The 22,204-nt window shown below is 74.9% G+C and carries 16 protein-coding genes and 1 pseudogene; 10 read left to right on the forward strand and 7 right to left on the reverse strand.

Annotation, left to right across the window (positions count from 1 at the left end; translation table 11 throughout):
* Positions 1-211 precede the first annotated feature (211 nt).
* Both ACIQBJ_RS14600 and ACIQBJ_RS14605 read left to right on the forward strand, forming a co-directional pair.
* Positions 212-2,380 (forward strand): M4 family metallopeptidase, encoded by a 2,169-nt coding sequence (locus tag ACIQBJ_RS14600; protein ID WP_400708760.1) that lies wholly within the window; start codon positions 212-214, stop codon positions 2,378-2,380.
* 124 nt (positions 2,381-2,504) lie between these two features.
* The gene (locus tag ACIQBJ_RS14605; protein ID WP_400708762.1) at positions 2,505-5,270 is read left to right on the forward strand and encodes an AAA family ATPase; all 2,766 of its coding nucleotides are present in this window, start codon (positions 2,505-2,507) and stop codon (positions 5,268-5,270) included.
* Positions 5,271-5,320: 50 nt separating this feature from the next.
* Here the strand turns inward: ACIQBJ_RS14605 and ACIQBJ_RS14610 are convergent, their stop codons facing one another.
* Positions 5,321-7,495 (reverse strand): M4 family metallopeptidase, encoded by a 2,175-nt coding sequence (locus ACIQBJ_RS14610; RefSeq protein ID WP_400708764.1) that lies wholly within the window; start codon positions 7,493-7,495, stop codon positions 5,321-5,323.
* A 601-nt stretch (positions 7,496-8,096) separates the two neighbouring features.
* On the opposite strand from ACIQBJ_RS14610, the gene ACIQBJ_RS14615 reads away from it, so the two are divergent.
* On the forward strand, positions 8,097-8,741 hold the full coding sequence (locus tag ACIQBJ_RS14615; protein ID WP_400708766.1) for an HD family hydrolase: 645 nt from the start codon (positions 8,097-8,099) through the stop codon (positions 8,739-8,741).
* Positions 8,742-8,885: 144 nt separating this feature from the next.
* Here ACIQBJ_RS14615 and ACIQBJ_RS14620 read toward each other — a convergent pair.
* The 3 genes and pseudogenes from ACIQBJ_RS14620 to ACIQBJ_RS14630 all read right to left on the reverse strand — a co-directional run bounded on the left by ACIQBJ_RS14620 (position 8,886) and on the right by ACIQBJ_RS14630 (position 11,461).
* Positions 8,886-9,427, reverse strand: a pseudogene (locus tag ACIQBJ_RS14620) (MOSC domain-containing protein).
* A gap of 55 nt (positions 9,428-9,482) precedes the next feature.
* On the reverse strand, positions 9,483-10,202 hold the full coding sequence (locus ACIQBJ_RS14625; protein ID WP_400708768.1) for a response regulator: 720 nt from the start codon (positions 10,200-10,202) through the stop codon (positions 9,483-9,485).
* Positions 10,199-11,461 carry a hypothetical protein gene (locus ACIQBJ_RS14630; RefSeq protein ID WP_400708770.1) on the reverse strand — a complete coding sequence of 421 codons (1,263 nt, stop codon included), beginning with the start codon at positions 11,459-11,461 and terminating at the stop codon, positions 10,199-10,201. Before ACIQBJ_RS14630 ends, ACIQBJ_RS14625 begins: the two co-directional genes overlap by 4 nt.
* Before the next feature lie 281 nt (positions 11,462-11,742).
* Here ACIQBJ_RS14630 and ACIQBJ_RS14635 point away from each other — a divergent pair, with 281 nt between their 5' ends.
* The 3 genes from ACIQBJ_RS14635 (at position 11,743) to ACIQBJ_RS14645 (ending at position 14,921) form a co-directional block, all read left to right on the forward strand.
* Positions 11,743-13,035, forward strand: a complete 1,293-nt coding sequence (locus ACIQBJ_RS14635) for a hypothetical protein (protein WP_400708772.1) — start codon at positions 11,743-11,745, stop codon at positions 13,033-13,035.
* Positions 13,036-13,087: 52 nt separating this feature from the next.
* A complete protein-coding gene (locus tag ACIQBJ_RS14640; protein ID WP_400708774.1) occupies positions 13,088-13,339 on the forward strand; it encodes a hypothetical protein in 252 nt (83 codons plus the stop codon).
* Positions 13,340-13,403: 64 nt separating this feature from the next.
* The gene (locus tag ACIQBJ_RS14645) at positions 13,404-14,921 is read left to right on the forward strand and encodes a hypothetical protein (RefSeq protein WP_400708776.1); all 1,518 of its coding nucleotides are present in this window, start codon (positions 13,404-13,406) and stop codon (positions 14,919-14,921) included.
* Positions 14,922-14,949: 28 nt separating this feature from the next.
* On the opposite strand, the gene ACIQBJ_RS14650 is transcribed toward ACIQBJ_RS14645, so the two are convergent.
* A complete protein-coding gene (locus ACIQBJ_RS14650) occupies positions 14,950-15,873 on the reverse strand; it encodes a LysR family transcriptional regulator (protein WP_400708778.1) in 924 nt (307 codons plus the stop codon).
* A 129-nt stretch (positions 15,874-16,002) separates the two neighbouring features.
* On the opposite strand from ACIQBJ_RS14650, the gene ACIQBJ_RS14655 reads away from it, so the two are divergent.
* The 3 genes from ACIQBJ_RS14655 to ACIQBJ_RS14665 all read left to right on the forward strand — a co-directional run bounded on the left by ACIQBJ_RS14655 (position 16,003) and on the right by ACIQBJ_RS14665 (position 19,444).
* Positions 16,003-16,707 (forward strand): succinate dehydrogenase cytochrome b subunit, encoded by a 705-nt coding sequence (locus ACIQBJ_RS14655; RefSeq protein ID WP_400708780.1) that lies wholly within the window; start codon positions 16,003-16,005, stop codon positions 16,705-16,707.
* Positions 16,708-16,775: 68 nt separating this feature from the next.
* Positions 16,776-18,719 carry a fumarate reductase/succinate dehydrogenase flavoprotein subunit gene (locus tag ACIQBJ_RS14660; protein ID WP_400708782.1) on the forward strand — a complete coding sequence of 648 codons (1,944 nt, stop codon included), beginning with the start codon at positions 16,776-16,778 and terminating at the stop codon, positions 18,717-18,719.
* Positions 18,716-19,444: a succinate dehydrogenase/fumarate reductase iron-sulfur subunit gene (locus ACIQBJ_RS14665; protein ID WP_400708784.1), complete on the forward strand. Its 729-nt coding sequence runs from the start codon at positions 18,716-18,718 to the stop codon at positions 19,442-19,444. Before ACIQBJ_RS14660 ends, ACIQBJ_RS14665 begins: the two co-directional genes overlap by 4 nt.
* A gap of 42 nt (positions 19,445-19,486) precedes the next feature.
* Here the strand turns inward: ACIQBJ_RS14665 and ACIQBJ_RS14670 are convergent, their stop codons facing one another.
* Positions 19,487-20,161: a MerR family transcriptional regulator gene (locus tag ACIQBJ_RS14670; RefSeq protein ID WP_400708786.1), complete on the reverse strand. Its 675-nt coding sequence runs from the start codon at positions 20,159-20,161 to the stop codon at positions 19,487-19,489.
* A 99-nt stretch (positions 20,162-20,260) separates the two neighbouring features.
* Between ACIQBJ_RS14670 and ACIQBJ_RS14675 the strand changes: the two genes are divergently transcribed.
* Positions 20,261-20,770, forward strand: coding sequence for a DUF4188 domain-containing protein (locus ACIQBJ_RS14675; RefSeq protein ID WP_400708788.1), 510 nt, complete (start codon positions 20,261-20,263; stop codon positions 20,768-20,770).
* Between the two features lie 32 nt (positions 20,771-20,802).
* Here ACIQBJ_RS14675 and ACIQBJ_RS14680 read toward each other — a convergent pair whose 3' ends face one another.
* Positions 20,803-22,074 carry a helix-turn-helix domain-containing protein gene (locus ACIQBJ_RS14680; RefSeq protein ID WP_400708790.1) on the reverse strand — a complete coding sequence of 424 codons (1,272 nt, stop codon included), beginning with the start codon at positions 22,072-22,074 and terminating at the stop codon, positions 20,803-20,805.
* Positions 22,075-22,204: the final 130 nt, after the last annotated feature.

Raw genomic sequence — 22,204 nt, forward strand, 5'->3', positions numbered from 1 at the left:
GGCCCCGGCGACCCCCACGACGACCCCGGGCCCGCGTGCCGGGTTCCCGTGATCCACCCTTGACCGGCCCTTGCCGGGTCGGCGAGGGCATGTCGCGGGGGTGCCCGGCGGTCCTAGCGTCCTGCCGCCGAGCCGTACCGGTCGACGCTCCACACCCCAACGGAGCCGAAGGCCGTCCCCCATCAACCCCGGCTCGGTGGGAGGAAAACCGATGAACCGCAAGACCGCGCTGACGGCCGCCGTCGCGGCGGCCCTCACCCTGGGCAGCGCCGTGGTGGCGAGTTCGCAGAACGTCGCACTGGCCAGCCCCACCACCCAGTCCGGGGCCGGTTTCCAGGCGATGAGCACGGTGGGCCGCCTCACGGCCATGGAGCAGGCGGGCCGGGAGGCCGACGCGGTGGCGAAGTCGCTGGGCCTCGGCTCCGACGAGCGCCTGCTGGCGAAGGACGTCCTGGTCGACAACGACGGCTCCCGGCACGTGCGGTACGACCGCACCTACCGCGGCCTGCCGGTGGTCGGCGGCGACCTGGTCGTGCACCGTGCCAAGAACGGCAGGATCACCTCCACCACCTGGGCGCACGAGGGCGCGATCAAGGTCGCCGGCCTCTCGCCGCGGCTCAGCACCCAGGACGCCTCGGCCACCGCCGAGCGCAGCGCCAAGCACGTCAAGCAGGCCCGCACCGGCACCCTGGACAGCAGCCAGCTGGTGGTCTGGGCGGTCGGCAAGGTCCCGGTGCTGGCGTACCGCTCCACCGTGACCGGCGCGGGCGAGGCGGGCGCGCAGTCCCGCGAGGCCGTCCTGGTCGACGCCGCCAGCGGCGCGGTGCTGGACCAGTACGAGCTGGAGCAGGGCGTCTCCGGCACCGGCAACGGCGTCAACGTCGGCCAGGTGACCGTCGAGACCAGCCAGGGTGGCAGCGGCTACACGCTGACCGACGCGCTGCACGGCTCCACGATCGTCTACGACTCGTACAACAGCCCGCAGTCGAACCCGGCGCAGAACGCCCGGACGTTCTCGAAGTCCTCCAACTCCTGGGGCAACGGCTCCACGTCGAGCCGGGAGAGCGCCGCCGTGGACGCCTCCTACGGCCTGGCCAAGACCTGGGACTTCTACAAGAGCACCTTCAACCGCTCCGGCATCCGCAACGACGGCCGCGGCGCCCCGGCGTACGTGCACGTCGACAACCAGCTGCTGAACGCCTTCTACGACGACTCGTGCTTCTGCATGTCGTTCGGCGACGGCTCCTCGCAGAACGGCAACATCCCGCTGACCGCGCTCGACGTCTCCGGCCACGAGATGAGCCACGGCGTCACCGCCGCGACCGCGAACCTGAACTACTCGGGCGAGTCCGGCGGCCTGAACGAGGCCACCTCCGACATCTTCGGCACCATGGTCGAGTTCTACGCCGGCAACAGCACCGACCCCGGTGACTACTACATCGGCGAGAAGCTCAACATGGGCAACGGCTACCTGCGCCGGATGGACAACCCGGCCGCCGACGGCTCCTCGCTGTCCTGCTACAGCAGCCGGGCCGGCCAGGTCGACGTGCACTACTCCTCCGGCATCGCCAACCACTTCTTCTACCTGACCGCCGAGGGCACCGGCGCCAAGACCATCGGCGGCCTGCCGCACAACGGCACCCCGTGCAACGGCGACAGCTTCGGCGGCATCGGCAAGGACAAGGCCGCGCAGATCTGGTACCGCGCGCTGTCCACCTACATGACCTCCACCACCAACTACTCGGCCGCCCGCACCGCGACCCTGCAGGCCGCCGCCGACCTGTACGGCGCCAACTCGCAGGAGCGCTACATCGTCTCCAAGGCGTGGGCCGCCGTCTCGATCGGCACCGCCCTGCCCGACCCGGGCAACGGCACCCCCTCGCCCTCGCCGACCGGCACCGGCAGCCCGTCCCCGACCGCCTCGCCCACCAACCCCAACCCGGGCAACGCGCTCACCAACGGCGGCTTCGAGCAGGGCGCCACCGGCTGGACCCAGAGCGCCAACGACATCACCGACTCCACCCAGCAGCAGGCCCACGGCGGCACCTGGTACGCCTGGATGATGGGCTACGGCAGCGCCGCCACCGAGTCGCTGGCGCAGAACGGCATCGCCGTCCCGGCCGCCGGCAGCCCGAAGCTCACCTTCTGGCTGAAGGTCACCACCGCGGAGTCCGGCTCCACCGTCTACGACACCCTGAAGGTCAAGGTCAACGGCACCGCGCTGGCCACCTACTCCAACGCCAACGCCTCCGCCGGGTACGTGCAGAAGACCGTCGACCTGTCCGCCTACCGCGGCCAGACCGTCAACCTGGAGTTCGCCGGCCAGGAGGACGCCTACCTGGCGACCACCTTCCTGGTCGACGACGTCGCCATCGGCTGACGGACCGTCAGGGGACCGGCCGCCGCAGGCCGATCCTTAAGGGGGGCTTAACGGAAGATCGCGGAGGTGTCGTGTTCATGCGACACCCTCGCGCAGCCGGGGCGAAGGCGGCACACTGACCGCCATGACCGGCATCCACACCGGCCCGGTCGGGTCCGCCGCCACCCCGGCGGACCCGACCGGGCTCCCGCTCGTCGACCGCGCCAACCTGCTCGCCGAGATCCACGCCGCCCTCGCCGCCACCGGCGGCGTCCTGCTGCACGGACCGGCGGGCATCGGCAAGACCGCCCTGCTCGACGCGCTCGCCCAACACGCCGACACCACCGGGGAGTCGGTGCTGCGCAGCAGTCCCACCGCGGCCGAGGCCGACCTGCCGCACCTGGCGCTGATCGACCTCCTCGGCGAGGCCCTCCCCGGCCTCGCCGAGGACCTCCCCGACCACCTCCGGCAGGCCCTCGAACGCGCCCTGCTGCACCGCGCCCCCGCCCCCGGCACCCCCACCGACCCGCTCGCCGTCCGGGTCGCCGTCCTGGAGGCGCTGCGCCGCCTCGCCCAGCGCGGCCCCGTGCTCGTCCTGCTCGACGACACCCAGTGGCTCGACGAGGCCAGCCGCCAGGTGATCGCCTTCGCCGCCCGCCGGCTGACCGACCGCCACGTCCGCTTCGCCGTCACCGAACGCACCGAACACGCCGACGCCGAACCCGCGATGGGACGGCTCTGCCCGCCCGCCGCCCGCGAGATCCCGGTCGGCCCGCTCGGCGAACGCGGCACCGGCGCCCTGCTGCGCGAACGCCTCGGCCTGCGCCTGAGCGGCCTCACCCTCACCCGGGTCCACCGGGTCAGCGGCGGAAACCCCTACTACGCGCTGGAGTTGGGCCGCTCACTGGCCGCCGGCGGCAGCGAGGCCGCACTCGCCGCCGACCCGGCCCGCCCGCTCGACGTCCCGCACCGGCTGCACGCCCTGGTCTCCGCCCGGCTCGGCGAACTCCCCGACTCCGCCCGGCAGTCCCTCACCGTGCTGGCCGCCGCCCGCCCCGGCACCGAACTGCCCGCCGCCGTCACCGAAGCCCTCGCCGCCGCCCGCCGCCACGGCGTCATCCGCCAAACCCCCAACGGAACACCCCAGTTCAGCCACCCCCTGGTCGCCGAGGTGCTGCTCGCCGACGCCGACCCCGAGGACCTGCACGCCGCCCACCGGCTGCTCTCCACCCTCACCGCCGACCCCGTCGAACAGGTCCGCCACCAGGCCCTCGCCGCCGACCGCCCCGACCCCCGGCTCGCCTCCCGACTCGCCCGCGCCGCCGACACCGCCCTCACCCGCGGTGCCCCCGGCACCGCCGCCGAACTCCTCCGCCTCGCCGCCGACCACACCCCCGAACCCGACGCCGCCGGCCGCCGCCTGCTCGCCGCCGCCCGCAACGCCGCCGCCGCCGGCCTCCCCGACCTCGCCCGCTCCTGCGCCGAACGCCTCACCACCGCCCCCGCCGCCGACATCCGGGTGCACGCCCGCCTGCTGCTCGCCCGCCTGCTCGGCCCCGACCACCCCGGCGCCGAACCCCTGCTCGCCGCCGCCGCCGAGGACACCGGCGGCCACCCCGCCCTCACCGCCGCCGTCCACCAGGAACGCGCCGTCCGCGCCCTGCACCGCGGCGACCGGGCCACCGGCATGGCCGAACTCGAAACCGCCGAGAAGCACGCCGACCACGCCGAGGACCCCGACCTGCTGGTCGAACTCCTCGCCCAGCGCGCCCCCATCACCCTGCTCACCGACCCCGCCCGCGGCCTCGCCCAACTCGAACGCGGCTGCCGCCTCGCCGCCGGCCGCCCGCTCACCGCCGCCGCCGTCTTCTGCCACCAGGGCCTGGCCATCGCCGCCCTGCGCACCGGCGACCTCCCTCGCGCCCTCGACGAGGTCGAGACCCTGCGCGCCCAGGTCGAGGCCGCCGGCCGCACCGAGGACCTCGCCAACGTCCTCTACATCGCCGCCTCCGTCTACGAACGCGCCGGCCGCTGCGCCGACGCCTTCGCCGCCGGCCGCGCCGCCCACGACCTGCGCGAACGCATCGAACCCGGCCCCGGCCCGGCCCGCGTCCTCGGCGGCGCCGCCGAACTCAACGGCGGCACCGCCGAACGCGCCGCCCGGCTCCTCGACTCCGCGATCCGCGCCGCCGAGGACGACCACGACCGCGAATGGCTCGCCTACGCCCACGGCCTGCGCGGCCGGGTCGAACTCCTGCGCGGCCACCACCCCGCCGCCGCCGACCACCTGACCCGCTGCCTCGCCCAACTGCGCCGGATGGAGTTCCACGACCCCGCGCTCTTCCTGGTCGACGCCGACCTCGCCGAGGCGCTCACCCTCTCCGGCCGGCACGACGAGGCCGCCGACGTCCTCGCCGACGCCCGCGAACGGGCCGACCGGCTCGGCCGCGACGTCGTCCTGCTCGGCCTGCACCGCGCCGAGGCCCACCTCACCGCCGTCACCGACCCCCGCCGGGCCGCCGACACCCTGCGGGCGCTGCTCCCCGACACCCACCCCTACCCGCTCGAACTCGCCCGCGCCCACCTGGCCCTGGCCCACCTGGAGCGCCGGTCCCGCCGCCGCGCCGCCGCCCGCACCGCCCTCCAGGAGGCGCACGCCCGCTACACCGCCGCCGCCTGCCTGCCCTGGCAGCAGCACACCGCCACCGCCCTCGCCGCCCTCGACGCCCTGGAGGCCGACCCCACCCCCACCCAGCAGCAGATCCTCGTCCTGATCCGCAACGGCGCCACCAACCGCGAGATCGGCGCCGCCCTCCACCTCTCCGTCAAGGCCGTCGAGGCCAACCTCACCCGCCTCTACCGCCAGTACGGCGTCCGCGGCCGCACCGAACTCGCCCGCCACCGCGACTGACGCCCCGCCGGGACCTCCCGACGGGGCGTCAGTCCGGGCACGGGGCCCGGTCAGCCGATCTTCACGTCGTCGAGCAGGAAGACGGTGGACAGCGAGGCGTCCTCCTGGCCGGCGAACTCCAGGTTGACGGTCTGGCCGCGGTAGGCGGACAGGTCGACGGTCTTCTGCACGTACCCGGCGGAGGCGTTGGCGTTGGAGTAGGTGGCCAGCGCGGTGCCGTTGACCTTGACCTTCAGGGTGTCGTAGGCGGTGGTGCCGGTCTCCTGGGTGGTGACCTTCAGCCAGAAGGTGAGCTTGGGGCTGCCGGCGGGCACGGTGACGCTGTTCTGCGCCAGCGTCTCGGTGGCGGCGCTGCCGTAGCCCATCATCCAGGCGTACCAGGTGCCGCCGTGGGCCTGCTGCTGGGTGGAGTTGGTGATGTCGTTGGCGCTCTGGGTCCAGCCGGTGGCGCCCTGTTCGAAGCCGCCGTTGGCCAGCGCGTTGCCGCCCGGCGCCGGAGTACCGGTCGGGGTCGGCGTGGGGGTGGGCGTCGGGGTCGGGGTGCCGTTGCCCGGGTCGGGCAGGGCGGTGCCGATCGAGACGGCGGCCCACGCCTTGGAGACGATGTAGCGCTCCTGCGAGTCGGCGCCGTACAGGTCGGCGGCGGCCTGCAGGGTCGCGGTGCGGGCCGCGGCGTAGTCGGTGGTGGAGGTCATGTAGGTCGACAGTGCGCGGTACCAGATCTGCGCGGCCTTGTCCTTGCCGATGCCGCCGAAGCTGTCGCCGTTGCAGGGCGCGCCGTCGTGCGGTAGGCCGCCGATGGTCTTGGCGCCGGTGCCCTCCGCCGTCAGGTAGAAGAAGTGGTTGGCGATGCCGGAGGAGTAGTGCACGTCGACCTGGCCGGCCCGGCTGCTGTAGCAGGACAGCGAGGAGCCGTCGGCGGCCGGGTTGTCCATCCGGCGCAGGTAGCCGTTGCCCATGTTGAGCTTCTCGCCGATGTAGTAGTCACCGGGGTCGGTGCTGTTGCCGGCGTAGAACTCGACCATGGTGCCCATGATGTCGCTGGTCGACTCGTTCAGGCCGCCGCTCTCGCCCGAGTAGTTCAGGTTCGCGGTCGCGGCGGTGACGCCGTGGCTCATCTCGTGGCCGGAGACGTCGAGCGCGGTCAGCGGGATGTTGCCGTTCTGCGAGGAGCCGTCGCCGAACGACATGCAGAAGCACGAGTCGTCGTAGAAGGCGTTCAGCAGCTGGTTGTCGACGTGCACGTACGCGGGCGCGCCGCGGCCGTCGTTGCGGATGCCGGAGCGGTTGAAGGTGCTCTTGTAGAAGTCCCAGGTCTTGGCGAGGCCGTAGGAGGCGTCCACGGCCGCGCTCTCCCGGTTCGAGGCCGTCCCGTCGCCCCAGTTGTCGGTGGAGTTCGAGAACGCCTGCGCGTTCTGCGCCGGGTTCGACTGCGGACTGTTGTTGGAGTCGTAGACGATCGTGCCGCCGTGCTGGGCGTCGGTCAGCGTGTAGCCGCCGCTGCCGTCCTGGCTGGTCTCGACGGTGACCTGGCCGACGTTGACGCCGTTGCCGGTGCCGGAGACGCCCTGCTCCAGCTCGTACTGGTCCAGCACCGCGCCACTGCCCGCGTCCAGCAGGACGGCCTCGCGGGACTGCGCGCCCGCCTGGCCGGCGCCGGTCACGGTGGAGCGGTACGCCAGCACCGGGGCCGCGTGCGCCGGGGCCCAGACCACGAGTTGGCTGCTGTCCCGGTCGGTGGCGCGGGCCTGCTTGACGTGCTCGGCGCTGCGCGCGGCGCTCGCCGAGGCGTCCTGGGCGCTCAGCCGCGGCGTCACCCCGCTCAGCGAGATCGCCCCCGGGTGCGCCCAACTCGTGGACGTGATCGTGTCATCGGCGCTCCGGTGCACCACCAGGTCGCCGCCCAGCACCGGCAGGCCGCGGTAGGTGCGGTCGTACCGCACGTGCCGCGCCCCGCTGTTGTCGACCAGGACGTCCTTCGCCACCAGGCGCTCGTCCGGGCCCAGGCCCAGCGACTTCGCCACCGCATCGGCCTCCCGGCCCGCCCGGGCCAGGGCCGCGGCGCGGCCCGCGGCGTCCATCGCCCGGAACCCGGCCGGGTTCGACCGGGTGCCGTCCGATGCCGCGTTGCTGGCCAGCGCGATGTTCTGCGCACTCGTCGCCACGGCGCTGCCCAGGGTGAGGGCCGCCGCGACTGCCACCGCCAGAGCGGTCTTGCGGTTCATCGCCATTCCTCCCGCCGAGCCGGGTTGATGGGGGGACGGCCGCGGACCCGAGGGGTGTGGGGGCGGCCGGAACAGCTCGGCGGCAGGACGCTAGGACGGCGGCGGAACACGGCGACAGGCCACCGGCCGACGGCAAGGGAAAGGCAAGGGGAAAAGCCGCAACCCGCCAGGGCGACCCTTTTGACGGAACGTCGGTAAAGGCCCGGGAAAAGGGAGTTGAGCGCCGCGCCAAGATAGCGCCGCCGCAGGGCCGACCACAAGGAGTCTTGGCATCGGCAATGCTCGGAGCGGGTCCTTCCAGGAAACGGCCCGCTGGCGTGGAATTTGCCGGAACCGCCCGCCGGCTGGGTCCGGCACGAATGACACCGCGCCGCCGCCACCGCCGCACCCACCACGGCCGGACGCCGGGAACGGCGGTCCGGGAATACCGCGCGGGCCCTTTTCCGCCCGGGACGGACATGACTTCCCGGCCCCGGGACAGGGACCGCTCTCCCGGCGCGGACCCGGCCTGCCGGAGCAGGACCGGCCTGCCGGCGCGGGCCCGGCCTCCCGGACGGTGCGCCGCCCGCGGGGTCGGGCCCGCGCCCGGCATGATGGGGGCATGAGCGAGCTGCTGGTGGACGCGAACCCCTTCCCCGACGGCCTGGACGCCCGGCTGCGGGCCCAACTCGCCTTCCTGGTCGAGGTGGACCGGCTCAAGACGGTGCTCCGGCAGTCCCCGCTGGCCGCCGCCGCCCGGCGGGAGAACGACGCCGAGCACTCCTGGCACCTGGCCCTGATGGTCGGCGTGCTGGCCGAGTACGCGGACGAGCCGATCGACATCGGCCACACCGTCCAACTCGTGCTGCTGCACGACCTGGTGGAGATCCACGCCGGGGACACCCCGCTGTACGACGGCGCGGCCGCCGCCGACCAGGCCGCCCGCGAGGAGGCCGCCGCCGAGCGGATCTTCGGCCTGCTGCCGCCCGACCAGGCGGAGCGGATGCGCGCCCTGTGGGACGAGTTCGAGGCCCGCCGCACCCCCGAGGCCCGGTTCGCCAAGGCGATGGACCGGCTCCAGCCCCTGCTGCTCAACTGGATGGCCCGCGGCGGCACTTGGCGCACCCCCGGGGTCACCGCGGACGAGGTGCGGGCCCGCAAGGCGGTGATCGGCGACGCCTCCACCGCCCTCTGGGCGGCCGGCCGCCGGCTGATCGACGAGGGCGAGCGGCGCGGCTGGGCCCGCAGCACAGCCACCAACTCCTGACGGAACGTCAACTCCGCCGCACTGTACGGTCGATGCCGTCGAGCGGCCGAGCCGTACCGCCTCGCCGCCCACCCGCCCGGAGCCCGGACGTTCGCCCGCCCGGATACATGTCCCCACGATCCGGCCGGGGATTCCGCCGTCCGCTCAGACCCGTTCCAGCGGCCGGTGCGGCCCGTCCGGCAGCGTGACGGTCACGCGGTCGCCGGGCCGGATCTCGCCGCCGCTGCGGACCACGCCCATGACACCGGCCCTGCGGACGATCGCCCCGTTCCCGTCCCGGCCGACCACCTGCTTCAGCAGGCCGGCCCGGAAGCCGTCGATCTGCGCGCAGGGGTTGCGCAGCCCGGTGGCCTCGACCACGGCCTGCGCCCCGATCCGCAGCAGCGCGCCGGTGGGCAGCGCCAGCAGGTCGAGCCCGGCCGTGGTGATGTTCTCGCCCAACTCGCCCGGGGCGACGTCGAACCCGGCCGCCGCGACCTCCGCGAACAGCTCGGCGTGGATCAGGTGCACCTGCCGGAGGTTGGGCTGCGTCGGGTCCTGCGCCACCCGCGACCGGTGCCGCACCGTCACCCCGGCGTGCGCGTCCCCTCCACCCCCAGCCCCGCCAGCAGCCGGATCGCCTCCCGGTTGGGCTTGCCGAAGGAGTGCTCGCCGCTGCTGCTGACCGCCGTGACCCTGCCGGACACCCGGACCACCTCTCGTTCGAACGGACGTTCCGCATGCACCCTAGTCGTCCGGCGGCTACCCGAGCTGCTCCAGGACGTCGCCCGGGGCGATGCCCAGGTGGCGTTCCAGGTCGGCGGGGGAGTGGTCGCGGAGGAACGCGGCGAACTTGGCGGTGACGGCGGCCATGTGCTCCTCGGCGGTCCGGCGGGTGATGAACAGGCGGTCGGCCACCGACTGGAACTGCTCGCCCCGGGCCCGGGCCGACAGCACCTGCCGCTGCCGGGCCGACAGGGACGGCAACTCGCCCCGGCGCTCCGCGAGTTCGGCCAGGCCGACCAGCGCCTGGGTGATCACCACCCGACCGGCGGCGACCTCGTGGACGGCGTCCTCCAGGGCGGGCAGCGGCTCGGCCTTGTGCACCACGCCGGACGCCCCGGCGGCCAGGCAGGCGACCAGGACGGCCTGGCGGCGCTCGTTGGTGTAGATCAGCACCCGGTGCCCGGCCGCCACCACCGCGCGGATCGCGGCCGCGCCCTGCAGCACCTCCGGCCGCCCGGTGCCGGTCAGGACCAGGTCCAGCAGGACCACGTCGACCCGCGCGTCCGCGGCCAGGAACTCGCCCACGTCGGCGTACGCGCCCACCACCTCGGTGCGCTCCAGCAGCACCGGCAGGCCCCGGCGGATCACGGTGTCGTCGTCCACGGCGGCCACCCGGACCGGGGCGGGCCGCCCGGCGGACGGCTCGGCGGGCGGCCCGGCGGGCGAGGGGGAAGGCGGGGACGGGGGAGTGGTCATCGCTCCACCGTCCCGCGGAGGGTCACGGTCGTCCCGCCGCCCGGCGAGGAGTGCACGTGGCTGCTGATCCGCTGCTCGGCGAGCGCGACGCCGACCAGCTGCGTCAGCCCGTACCCGTACGGCGTGCCGGCCGGGTCGAAGCCGCGGCCGCTGTCCCGGATGGTCAATTCCCACTCCCGGTCGTCCGGTTGGAAGTCGGCGTGGACCACGACCCCGGCCTCGGGCCCGGCGTGGCGGCGCACGTTGTGCAGCACGGTGACGGCCGCCGCCGTGACGGCCTCCGCGGTGGCGGCCGGGAGCTCGACGCCCTCGGCGAGCTGCACCAGCACGTCCATCGGCAGGTCGTGGAAGCCCGAGGTCGCCTCCCGCACCACCTCGGTCAGCAGCCGCCCGCCCGGGCCCCCGCCGCCGGTGGGACCGCCCGCCGGGAGCCGGGGCTCGGACAGGTGGGCGCGGATGCGGTTCGCCTCGGCCAGCGCCTGGGCCCGTACGGTGCGGGCGAGTCCGGGGTCCAGGTCGGGGTCGGCCAGGTAGCGCAGCAGGCTCGCCGGGTCGTGCAGCAGTCGCCGGCTGCGCTCGGCCTCCAGCCGGCGGGTGGCCTCCACCGCGTCGAGCCGCGCCGTGTCGACGGCGGTGCCGAAGCGCCGGGCGACGCTGCTCATGCTGCGGCACAGCACGGCGAAGACGAAGTAGGTCAGCGTGTTGCTGAACACGGCCGCGCGCTGGGCGCTGTGATCGAGCGCCGGCAGGCTGACCAGCAGGTAGCAGGCCGCGATCACCGAGGTCAGCAGGAAGGTCTGCCGGCGTTTCGGGGCCCCGGCCGCCACGCTCATGGTGGCACTGGCGGCGAACGCGGGCGCCCAGCCCGTCCAGGTGCCGACCAGGTCGGAGTCGGGCACGTACCAGGGCTCGGCCAGCAGGCAGACCAGCGCGGTCGCGCAGTCCACGGCGGGCCACAGCGGGGTGAAGTAGCCGCGGCGGCGCACCATCCAGGCCAGCAGCACGGCGGACTCGGTGACCGCCAGCGCGATCAGCACCGCGTTCAGCCAGGGCCGGGTCGAGTGCGCCACCGCGGTCGGCACCGCCGGGGCCATCGAGGCGAGGGTGCCGATCCGCCAGCAGACCACGGTCACCACGACCGCGAGTTCCGCCCCGGCCCGGCTGGTCGGCAGCATCGCGCCGCCCGCGCGCCAGGACCGCCAGGCCGTCCGGAGCGGGCCCGGCGACGGCTGCGCGCCGAGCGTGTCGGTCGGGCTCAACGGTCCTCCTGCTCCTGGTCGTTCTCCTGGCCGTGCACGAACCCCGCGGAGCGCCCCGGCACCCGGTGCCCCGGCCCGTTCGGCGGCAGTCGTGGCCGCCAGTCTCCCACCGGCGGCCGCCCGCCGTGACCCCGGGATTTCCCGGGTACTGCCGCCGTCGCCGCGTTCCTACGCTCGGAGTCCGGCCGGGCCGGCCGGGCCGGGCGGACAGCAGCACGTGAACCACAGCACGTGAACCACAGCGCGCGAAGCGCAGCACGCGAACGACGGGAGTGACCGGGATGCGCCGGACAGGACAGGCAGGAACCCGCCGGGCGGAGCCGGGCCCCCGGCCCCGGTGGACGCTCGCGGCCGGGGCGGGGTGCGCGGCGGCGCTGCTCGCGGTGGCGGGCTGCACCCCCTCGGCGGACCCGCAGACCCCGGCGGCCCCGGCGGTCGCCGCCGCGTCCCCCACGGGCGTCTCCCCGGAGAGCCACGGCTCGATCACCGCGATCAGGAACACCCTGCGGTGCGTGCCGTTCGACGAGTCCCGGTCGATCGGGCCGAGCAGCCTGGGCCAGTCCGCGGACCGGCTCACCGGCCACGGGGCGCAGGAGTGGGAGACCTGCCACGCGGGCGGCGACTCCTTCCTGATCGTCCGCTTCGACTCCGCCGCGCACGCGGCCACCGCCGCGACCCAGCTGGTCGACAACCACAACACCTGGTCCTACGGCTTCCCGGACTCCCCGTTCGTGCTGTTCCTGTTCCACTGGCAGGCCCGCGACTACGCCATGGAGCAGTTCGGCGACCGCAGTTCGGGCCGGGGCCCGTCGCCGTCGCCGCAGTCCCTCTCCTCGGCCTCGGCCTCCTCCTCGGCCGCCGCGACGCTCGGCCTGGCGGCCACCGGGTCGGTGCCGTACCGGACCCCGGAGGGCTACACCTTCACCCTGGCCGTCCGGTGGGCGGCGGACGCCGGGGTGCCCGAGGTCGGCAGCAACCCGCCGGGGAAGACCGACCTGGCCTTCGCGGGCGCCTCGTTCGCGGGGACGGTCACCGGCACCACCGTCGGCGGCCGCGCGCTGCCCCGCCTCCCGGGCTCGGGCGACTTCGACGCGGTGGCGCTGGTCGCGCTCTACCCGGCCGGGTCGGCGGCCTGCCGACTGCCCGCCGGCGGCGGCGGGTTCGACCTCGCCACGCACTCCGGCCTCGGCATGACGCCCGGCGGCACCAACGGCCGGACCTGCTACCTGCTGATCCAGCCCGTCCTCGGCGCACCGGCCGCCCGGCGCGCCCTCGACCGGACGTTCCCCGCCGACACCCCGGTGCCCTACACCTGGAACGACCTCGCGGTCTCCGGCAGCAGCGGCAACGGCCTCCGGGTCTCCGGCGTCCCCGAGGACACCGCGCCCGCCCTGGCCGCGGTCCTCAACTCCCCGCTCGGCTACGGCCTCGCCGACTTCGAAAGCACCGGCCCCGAGTCGATCGCCCCCGTCGGCGGCACGCTCTGCTCCTACCCGCCCGTCCCGTTCGGCGGCGCGGGCGTCCGGGTCGCCGTCCTGCAGACCCGCGCCCAGGGCGCCCTCGACGCCTGCTGACCACGCCCCGCCACCCTCGCCATTCCCAGCACCCGGAACCAGGAGCGCAGCCATGTCCGAACAGCACCCCCCGACCGGGTCCGCCTCCGACCCCGCACCCAGGGCCCCGGCGAGCCGGGCGAGGAAGGCGGGGGAGGGACTGGTGGTGGCCCTGCTCGGGGCGGTCGGTTTCGCGGCCTTCCTGGCCATGGACGCCGCCGGGCTCCGGATCATCCTGCTCGGCGCGGTCTCGGTCCTGGCCGTGCTCGGCGTCCTCGCCGCGACCGTCCTGGCCTTGACGCAGCACGACGGGCCCGGGCGGTGACCGGCCGCCGGAACCCCGGTCCCGACCGTCCCGACCGCTCTCCCGCACCCACCCGGAGGTACTGATGGGCCTGTTCTCCCAGCGCGCGATCCAGAAGCGGATCGCCCCCGTCACCGCGGAGGTCGGCCCCTGGCTCGGCCGGGTCCGCGCGGAGCTGCCGTTCCTGACGGAGACCCAGGCGCTGTACCTGGCGGGGCTGCAGGCGGTGCTGGACGCGGGGCCCGCCGTCGCGGACAGCCGGACCAGCATCCTCGGCGAGGGCAAGCAGTCGGTGACGGCGCGGATGATGTCGCAGCGCGACTCGATCCTCCGCTTCGAGGGCTTCGGCGCCTCCGCCCGGCTGACCCTCGGCACCCCCGGCAACGTGCTGGACTGGCGGACCGACTGGAGCCTGAAGTACGCGATCGGCGCGGCCGCCGGCGAGATCACCGTCCCGGAGTACCGGACCTGGGACGGCGAGATCGCCAACGCCGGGCGGCTGGACCGGGTGCGCGCCGCGCTCGCCGGGGCGCTCGCGCACGGGCCCCGGCTGCTGGTCGCCGAGGGCCGCCCGGACCCCGCCGCGCACCTGGTGACGGTCCGTCGGGACAGCGACTCCTCCCCGACGGCGGGCGACCACTGCGACTCGGCGGCCGCGACGGTGCCGCCGCCGGTCCGGCTGGCCTGCCCGCCCGCCGCGCTGCTGGACGCCGCGGCCGCGCGCGGCCACGTCCTGGACCGCGACCCGGCCACCGGCGACCCGCTGATCCACCTCGCGCCGGGCGGCCGCCCCGACCTCGGCACCGTCCGGGTCCTGGCCGTGAACGCAGACCTGAACGCAGACCTGAACGGGGCCACCGACCTGGTCTTCGCGGCGGGCGGCGCGCTCACCCCGATCGACCGGCAGCGGGTGCGCCGCCGCAGCCTGCGGCTGCTCAACAACCTGGCCGTCGACCTCGGCCGCGACCACCCGGCGTCCGCCGCCCTGCACGAGGCGGTCGCCCGGGTCGCGGCGGCCTCGGCCGACACCGGCACCTGGACGGAGGCGTGGACCGACCAGGTGCCCGGCCCGCAGTGGACGCCCGCCCCGGGCGGCGTGCTGCCCGTCGCCGTGCTGGCGACCTCGAAGGGGCCGGGGGCGCTGCTGGACCGGATGGTGGAGGGCGCGAGCGCGGTCGCGCTGCGCCGCCGCACCTTCACCCGGGGCCTGACCCGCAAGGGGCGCGAGGACGGCCGGGTGGTGGTGGCCCGGAACGCCGCGATCCTGGCCGGGGCCGACGGCGCGTACCTGCCGTACGTCCGCTACGTCGCCGCCCCGGACACCGGCGAGGCGACCGTCGCGGTGGCCCGCGACGACCTGCCGATGTTCTGGGAGGTCTTCCATGACGACCGCACGGCCGACGACCGCACGGCCACCGACCGCATGACCGCCGACGGCACCGCCTCGCTGCTGTTCGCCACCGGCCTGGGCTTCACCGGCGGCACCGTGGCGTACGGCGCCGAACTGCTGGCCTACCTGGACGCGTCCTGCGCGGCGATCGCCCGCCGCGACCCGGGCGCGACCTTCCGGACGATCGGGCTGCGGGTTCCCGAGCAGTCCTGACGGTCCGTCGAATCACGCTGGCCACAGCTCAGTCGGGCGGCAGCAGCCGGGTGCCGGGCGGGAGCGCGCCCGCCCGGTCGGCGTCGGCGAGCTGGGCGAGCAGCACGTCGCGGAAGGCGGCGGCGGCCCGGCCGAGCGGCAGCTCGCGGCCGTGTGCGAGGGCGATGGTGCGGCCCAGTCCGGGGGCGGCGAAGGGCGCGGCGGGCAGGCCGGAGCTGGCCGCGACCATGCCGGGGACGACGGCGGGGCCGAGCCCGGCCCGGACGGCGGCCAGCACGGCGTCCATCTCGCCGCCCTCGACGGCGTAGCCGGGCTCGAAGCCGGCCGCCCGGCAGGCGGCGAGGGTGGTCTCGCGGACGTCGTAGCCCTCGCGGAACATCACCAGGCCCCGGTCGCGCAGGTCGGTGATCCGGGCCCGGCGGCGGGGCAGCGGCTCGGCCGAGACCAGCACCAGGTCCTCGTGCAGCAGCGGGGTGACGGCGAGCGCCGCCCACGGCGCGGGGCCGGGGGCGATGACCAGGGCGAGGTCCAGTTCGCCGGCCTCCAGGTCGCGGACCAGGTCGCGGGAGCCGCCCTCGGTCAGGTGCAGGTCCACGCCGGGGTGCCGGGCCCGGTAGGCGCGCAGCACCTCCGGCACCAGGCTGGCGCAGAGCGAGGGCGGCGCGCCGAACCGGACCCGGCCGCGGCGCAGCTGCACCGTCTCGGCGACGGCCCGCCGGGCGCTGTCCGCGTCGGCGAGGATGCGCCGGGCCAGCGGCAGCAGGGCCTCCCCGGCGTCGGTCAGGGACGTCCCGGACCGTGAGCGGTGGAACAGTTCGGCGCCCAACTCCCGCTCCAGGGCGCGGATCTGCTGGGACAGCGAGGGCTGCGAGACGTGGCTGGCCCCGGCGGCCCGGGTGAAGTGCCGGGCGTCGGCGACCGCGACGAAGTAGGCGAGCTGCTGCAACTGCACAGCAGCCATCATAGGCACTGCCTATCACCGACCGCGCTTTCATGTCTTGGACACCTCCGACACGCCCGGCCTACGGTCATGGTCATGGCTCCTGCTACCCGGACGAAACCGGTGAACCGGATGAAACGGATGAACCGGACCCCTGCCCCCGGCCGGCCACCGTTCTCCCCGGTCGCGCTGTGGCGCAGCTCCGTCGGCAAGAAGGCGGTGATGGCGGTCAGCGGACTGGTGATGCTGGCCTACCTGGTCGCCCACATGCTCGGCAACCTCAAGGTGTTCTTCGGCCCGGACGACATCAACGGCTACGCGCACTGGCTGCGCACCCTCGGCGAGCCCGTCCTGCACCACGGCTGGTTCCTCTGGCTGGCCCGGCCGGTCCTGCTGGCGGCCGCGGTCGCCCACGGCACCGCCGCCTACCAGCTCTCCCGCCGCGACCTGCGGGCCCGCCCGGTGAAGTACGTCCACCAGCGGCGGCGGGCGACGTACGCGACCCGGACGATGCGCTGGGGCGGGGTGATCCTCGGGCTGTTCATCGTCTGGCACATCCTCGACCTGACCACCCTCACGGTGAACCCGGCCGCCGAGGAGGGGCACCCGTACCAGAACATCGTGGCCTCGTTCTCGACCTGGTACTCGGGCGGGATCTACTGCCTGGCGATGCTGGCGCTCGGCCTGCACGTGCGACACGGGTTCTGGAGCGCCGCGCAGACCCTCGGCGTCAACAACCCGCGCCGCGACCGGGCGTTGAAGATCGCGGCGAACGCGCTGGCGCTGCTGCTGACCGCCGGGTTCCTGTCGGTGCCGGTGGCCGTGATGGCCGGACTGGTCCGGTGAGCCCGGTGCCGTACCCGTCGGACCCGTCGAGCCCGTCGAAACCCCAACACCCCACCGGGAGGCCGGGAATGAGCTACTCCGACTACACCCTCGGCGAGCCCGTCGCCGACACCGCCGCCCCCGCCGGGCCGATCGAACAGCGTTGGGAGCGGCGGCGGTTCGAGGCCAAGCTGGTCAACCCGGCCAACCGCCGCAAGCACACCGTGATCGTGGTCGGCACCGGCCTGGCCGGCGGCGCGGCCGGCGCCACGCTCGCCGAACAGGGCTACCACGTCGTCCAGTTCTGCTTCCAGGACTCCCCACGACGCGCTCACTCGATCGCCGCACAGGGCGGCATCAACGCCGCCAAGAACTACCGCAACGACGGCGACTCGGTGCGCCGGCTGTTCTACGACACCGTCAAGGGCGGCGACTTCCGGGCCCGCGAGTCCAACGTGCACCGGCTGGCCGAGGTCTCGGTGCAGATCATCGACCAGTGCGTGGCCCAGGGCGTCCCGTTCGCCCGCGAGTACGGCGGCCTGCTCGACACCCGCTCCTTCGGCGGCGTCCAGGTCTCCCGCACCTTCTACGCCCGCGGCCAGACCGGGCAGCAACTGCTGCTCGGCGCCTACCAGGCGCTGTCCCGGCAGATCGCCGCCGGGAACGTCGAGATGCACCCGCGCACCGAGATGCTCGACCTGCTGGTGGTCGACGGCCGGGCCCGCGGCATCGTCGCCCGCGACCTGGTCAGCGGCGAGATCCGCTCGTACACCGCGGACGCCGTGGTGCTCGCCACCGGCGGCTACGGCAACGTCTTCTACCTCTCCACCAACGCCAAGAACTCCAACGCCACGGCGATCTGGCGGGCCCACCGGCGCGGCGCGCACTTCGCCAACCCGTGCTTCACCCAGATCCACCCGACCTGCATCCCGCGCTCCGGCGACCACCAGTCCAAGCTGACCCTGATGAGCGAGTCGCTGCGCAACGACGGCCGGATCTGGGTGCCGAAGGCGAAGGGCGACACCCGCCCGGCGGCGCAGATCCCCGAGGACGAGCGGGACTACTACCTGGAGCGGATCTACCCGGCGTTCGGCAACCTGGTGCCCCGCGACATCGCCTCCCGGGCCGCCAAGACGGTCTGCGACGAGGGCCGCGGCGTCGGTCCCGGCGGCCAGGGCGTCTACCTGGACTTCGCCGACGCGATCGCCCGGCTCGGCCGGGACGCCGTCGAGGCCAAGTACGGCAACCTGTTCGAGATGTACGAGCGGATCACCGCCGAGGACCCGTACACCGTCCCGATGCGGATCTACCCGGCGATCCACTACACGATGGGCGGCCTCTGGGTCGACTACGACCTGCAGACCACCGTCCCCGGCCTGTTCGCGATCGGCGAGGCCAACTTCTCCGACCACGGCGCCAACCGGCTCGGCGCCAGCGCCCTGATGCAGGGCCTCGCCGACGGCTACTTCGTGCTGCCGCCCGTCCTGAACGACTACCTGGGGCGCACGAAGCTCGCCGCCGTCCCCGCCGACCACCCCGAACTCGCCGCCGTGGAGGCCGAGTCGGCCGACCGGCTGAACCTGATCCTGGCCGTCGACGGCGACCGCACCCCCGACTCCTTCCACCGCGAACTCGGCGAACTCCTGTGGGAGGAGTGCGGGATGGCCCGCGACGAGGCCGGGCTGCGCCGCGCGCTGGCCCGCATCCCGGAGATCCGGGACGAGTTCTGGCGCCGGATCAAGGTGCCCGGCACCGGCGAGGAGCTCAACCAGGCGCTGGAGAAGGCCAACCGGCTGGTCGACCACTTCGAACTCGCCGAACTCATGTGCCTGGACGCGCTGCACCGCGCCGAGTCCTGCGGCGGCCACTTCCGCACCGAGTCCGCCACCCCCGAGGGTGAAGCCGCCCGCCGCGACGAGGAGTTCGGCTACGCCGCCGCCTGGGAGTTCACCGGCACCGGCGAAGCCCCCGTCCTGCACAAGGAAGAGCTCGTCTTCGAGCACGTCCACCCCACCCAGCGGAGCTACGCGTGAACCTCACCCTGCGCATCTGGCGCCAGCAAGGCCCGGACACCCCGGGCGAGATGACCGAGTACCGGGTCTCCGGGATCAGCGCGGACATGTCCTTCCTGGAGATGCTCGACACCCTCAACGAGGAGCTGATCCTGCGCGGGGAGCGCCCCGTCGCGTTCGACCACGACTGCCGCGAGGGCATCTGCGGCGCCTGCGGCATGGTCATCAACGGGCAGGCCCACGGCCCCGAACGCACCACCACCTGCCAGCTGCACATGCGGCACTTCGCCGACGGCGACACCATCGACGTCGAACCCTGGCGGGCCGGCGCCTTCCCCGTGGTCCGCGACCTGGTGGTCGACCGCTCCGCCCTGGACCGGATCATCGGCTCCGGCGGCTACATCAGCGTCCCCACCGGCTCCGCGCCCGAGGCGCACGCCACCCCCGTCCCCAAGGAGGCCGCCGACCTGGCCTTCGAGCACGCCGAGTGCATCGGCTGCGGGGCCTGCGTCGCCGCCTGCCCGAACGGCTCCGCGATGCTGTTCACCGCCGCCAAGGTCGTCCACCTCAACGTCCTCCCGCAGGGCGCTCCCGAACGCGCCTCCCGGGTGCGGAACATGGTCGGCGCGATGGACGACGAGGGCTTCGGCGGCTGCACCAACACCGGCGAGTGCGCCACCGCCTGCCCCAAGGGCATCCCGCTGACCGGGATCGCCCGCCTCAACCGGGAGTTCCTGCGCAGCTGACGGCAGCTGACGGCAGCTGACCGCCATTGACATGACGGTCCGTCAGATGCCGTAGCGGCGGCTCGACTGCTCGGCCTGGGCGATCCGGCGCAGGTTGAGCAGCACCGGTTCGAACAGCACCGCCCCGGCCACCGCGTACTCGATCCGGGCCCGGATGTCGGGCAGTTGCTCCATCCGGTCCAGGTCGTGCTCGGCGGCCTGCTCCATGGTGCGGGCGTACGGCAGCAGGTCGGCGGCGGTGAACTCGTAGCCGAGCCGGTGCAGCGTCGCCAGCGCGGTGACCAGGGCGCGGTGCGCGGGGGACAGGCCGCCGATCTCCCGGGCGGCGTCCCAGCCGAGTTCGGCCAGCAGCTCCCCGACCAGCGCGTCCGCGGCGGCCCGCGCCGGGTCGGCCTGCCCGGGCTCCGCCGCGGGGCCCGTCTCCTTCTCGGGCCCGCCCGCGGAGTGCGGCAGCGCCCAGAGCGCCGCGCCCAGCCGGATCGAGGTGCCCAGCGACTCGTCGTCCACATGCGCCAGCACCTCGCGGACGGTGGCCACCGGGAGCCGTCCGACCTGGATCATCGCCCGCACCAGCCGCAGCCGCCGCAGGTGCGACTCGTCGTACTCGGCCTGGGTCGCGTTGACCCGCTGCCCCGGCGGCAGCAGGCCCTCGCGCAGGTAGTACTTCACGGTGGCGAGCGGAACCCCGCTGCGCTCGCCCAGATCCGCCAGGCGCATCCTCTTGTGCCCTCCATTGGTGAGTGCCACTATCCAAGAAAGTGAGCAACTGAAGAGTAGGAGCATCCCACCCCGGGGTGCTCCGGCGAGGGGGCTGCCATGTTCGCGAAACCACTGCCGGGCCGAACCACTGCCGCCGCCGAGGGAGAGGTCGTCGTCTTCCTGATCGGCATGCGGATCAACCACTTCCGGGCCGTCCACCACTGGCTGCCCGTCTTCCTCGGCATGCCGCGGATGCTGCGCGAACTCTCCCGCGACCCCGCCTCCGGCCTGCTGCACTACCAGCTGCTCACCGGCTCCCCGCGCACCTACTACGTGGTCCAGTACTGGGAGTCCGCCGAGAAGCTGCTCGCCTACGCCGCCGCCCCCGAGAAGCTGCACCGCCGCTCCTGGGGCATGATCCACCGCTTCGAGCGCCTGGGCCGCCGCCACGTCGGCATCTGGCACGAGACCTACGTCGTCCCGCCCGGCAACTACGAGTCCCTCTACGGCGACATGCCGCCCTACGGCCTCGGCGCCGCCACCGGCACCGTCCCCGCCGCACAGCGCGGCCGCACCGCCCGCGACCGCTTCGCGCACGGGACCGCGCCCGCCCCCGCCGGGGAGTGACGGGGCGTCAGGACGAGGGGCGGGACGGGGCGTCAGGACGGGCCTGCCAGCCAGCAGCGCAGCGCCCACCACCAGTGCGCGGCCCGCTCCACCCCGCCCGCGAACGGGTCCGCGCCGGTCAGCTCGCGCAGCCGTCGCAGCCGGTACTTCACCGTGTTGGCGTGTACGTGCAGGACGGCGGCCGTCCGCTCCGGGCCGCCGCCGTGCGCCAGGTGCGCCAGCGCGGTGGCCGCCAGCTCGCGGTGGAACGCGTCGGACCGGTCCAACCCGCCCAGCAGCTCGGCCGCCAGCACCGCGCCCAGCCCGCCGGGCCCGGTCGGCGCCGCCGTCAGCAGCGCCAGGTCGGCCAGCCGGTGCGGCCCCGCCAGCCCCGCCTCCTCCGCCGCCCGCAGCGCCTCCCGGGCCAGCCCGTACAGCGGCGCCAGCCCGTCCGGCGGCGCGGCCGGCGTCACCACCGCGAGCGGGCCGTCCGGCGGCAGCACGGCCGACGCGGACGGCCCCGCAGCCTCCGACCCGTACGCCCCCGGCCCGGGCACCCCTGCCACGGACGGCCCCGACGCGAACGTTCCCGACGCGAACGCTCCCGGCCCGGCGGCGACCAGCGCCGTCAGCCGCCCGTCCACGAACCCGCACAGGCCCGGCCCCGCCGCCGACAGCGCCCGCTCCAGCGGCCCGGCCGACGCCGGGTCGCCGACCGCCGTCACCACGCAGTGGTAGCGTCCCGCCGCCGACAGCACCTCCGGCAGGGCCTGCACCGCCTCCCCGTGCAGGAGCTGACGCAGCGCCAGCACCGCCCCCTCCCGGGCGGTGCGGGCCGACTCCAGTTCCGCCTCCCGGTGCGCCTGCACCATCCGCCGGGCCAGCGCGGTGGTGATCCGGTCGATCCGGGTCACCCCGTCCAGCAGCCGGTCCGCCGGGACACCGGCCCGCCGCCCCTCGGCCACCACCGACTCCACCAGGTGCACGCGGCCCGCCTGGAACCCGTCCAGCAGCGCCGCCACCGGCACCCCCTGCCGGGCCCGGTCCGAGCCCAGCAGCGCCGCCGCCGCGAGCACCCCGGCGTCCACCGCGCCGCCCGCCTCCAGCGCGGTGCGCACCCCGTCCAGCAGCGCCCGGGTGTGCCGGCGCACCTCGCCCTCCGGCAGCCCCGCGACCAGCCCGGACGCCGCCCGGGCGGCCCGCACCGCCGCCGCCAGCACCTCCGGGTCGGCGGTCCGCCCCGCCACCAGCCGCACGAAACCGTCCGCGCCGTCCGCCACGCCGCCCACCGTGCCGTCCGTCCCGCCGTCCGTCCCGCCGTCCATGGTGCCCGCCTCCCGTGGTTGTCCCCGGCGGACAATCCGGGCCGTCCGCCTTGGGCGCCCACAGCCTAGGCCGACCGCGGCCGCTCTGCTGTGCTTGGCCCGCCGGGACGAAACCGGCCCCGTTCCCCGC

This window comes from Kitasatospora sp. NPDC088391, from assembly GCF_044753345.1.
Classification (GTDB): Bacteria; Actinomycetota; Actinomycetes; order Streptomycetales; family Streptomycetaceae; genus Kitasatospora.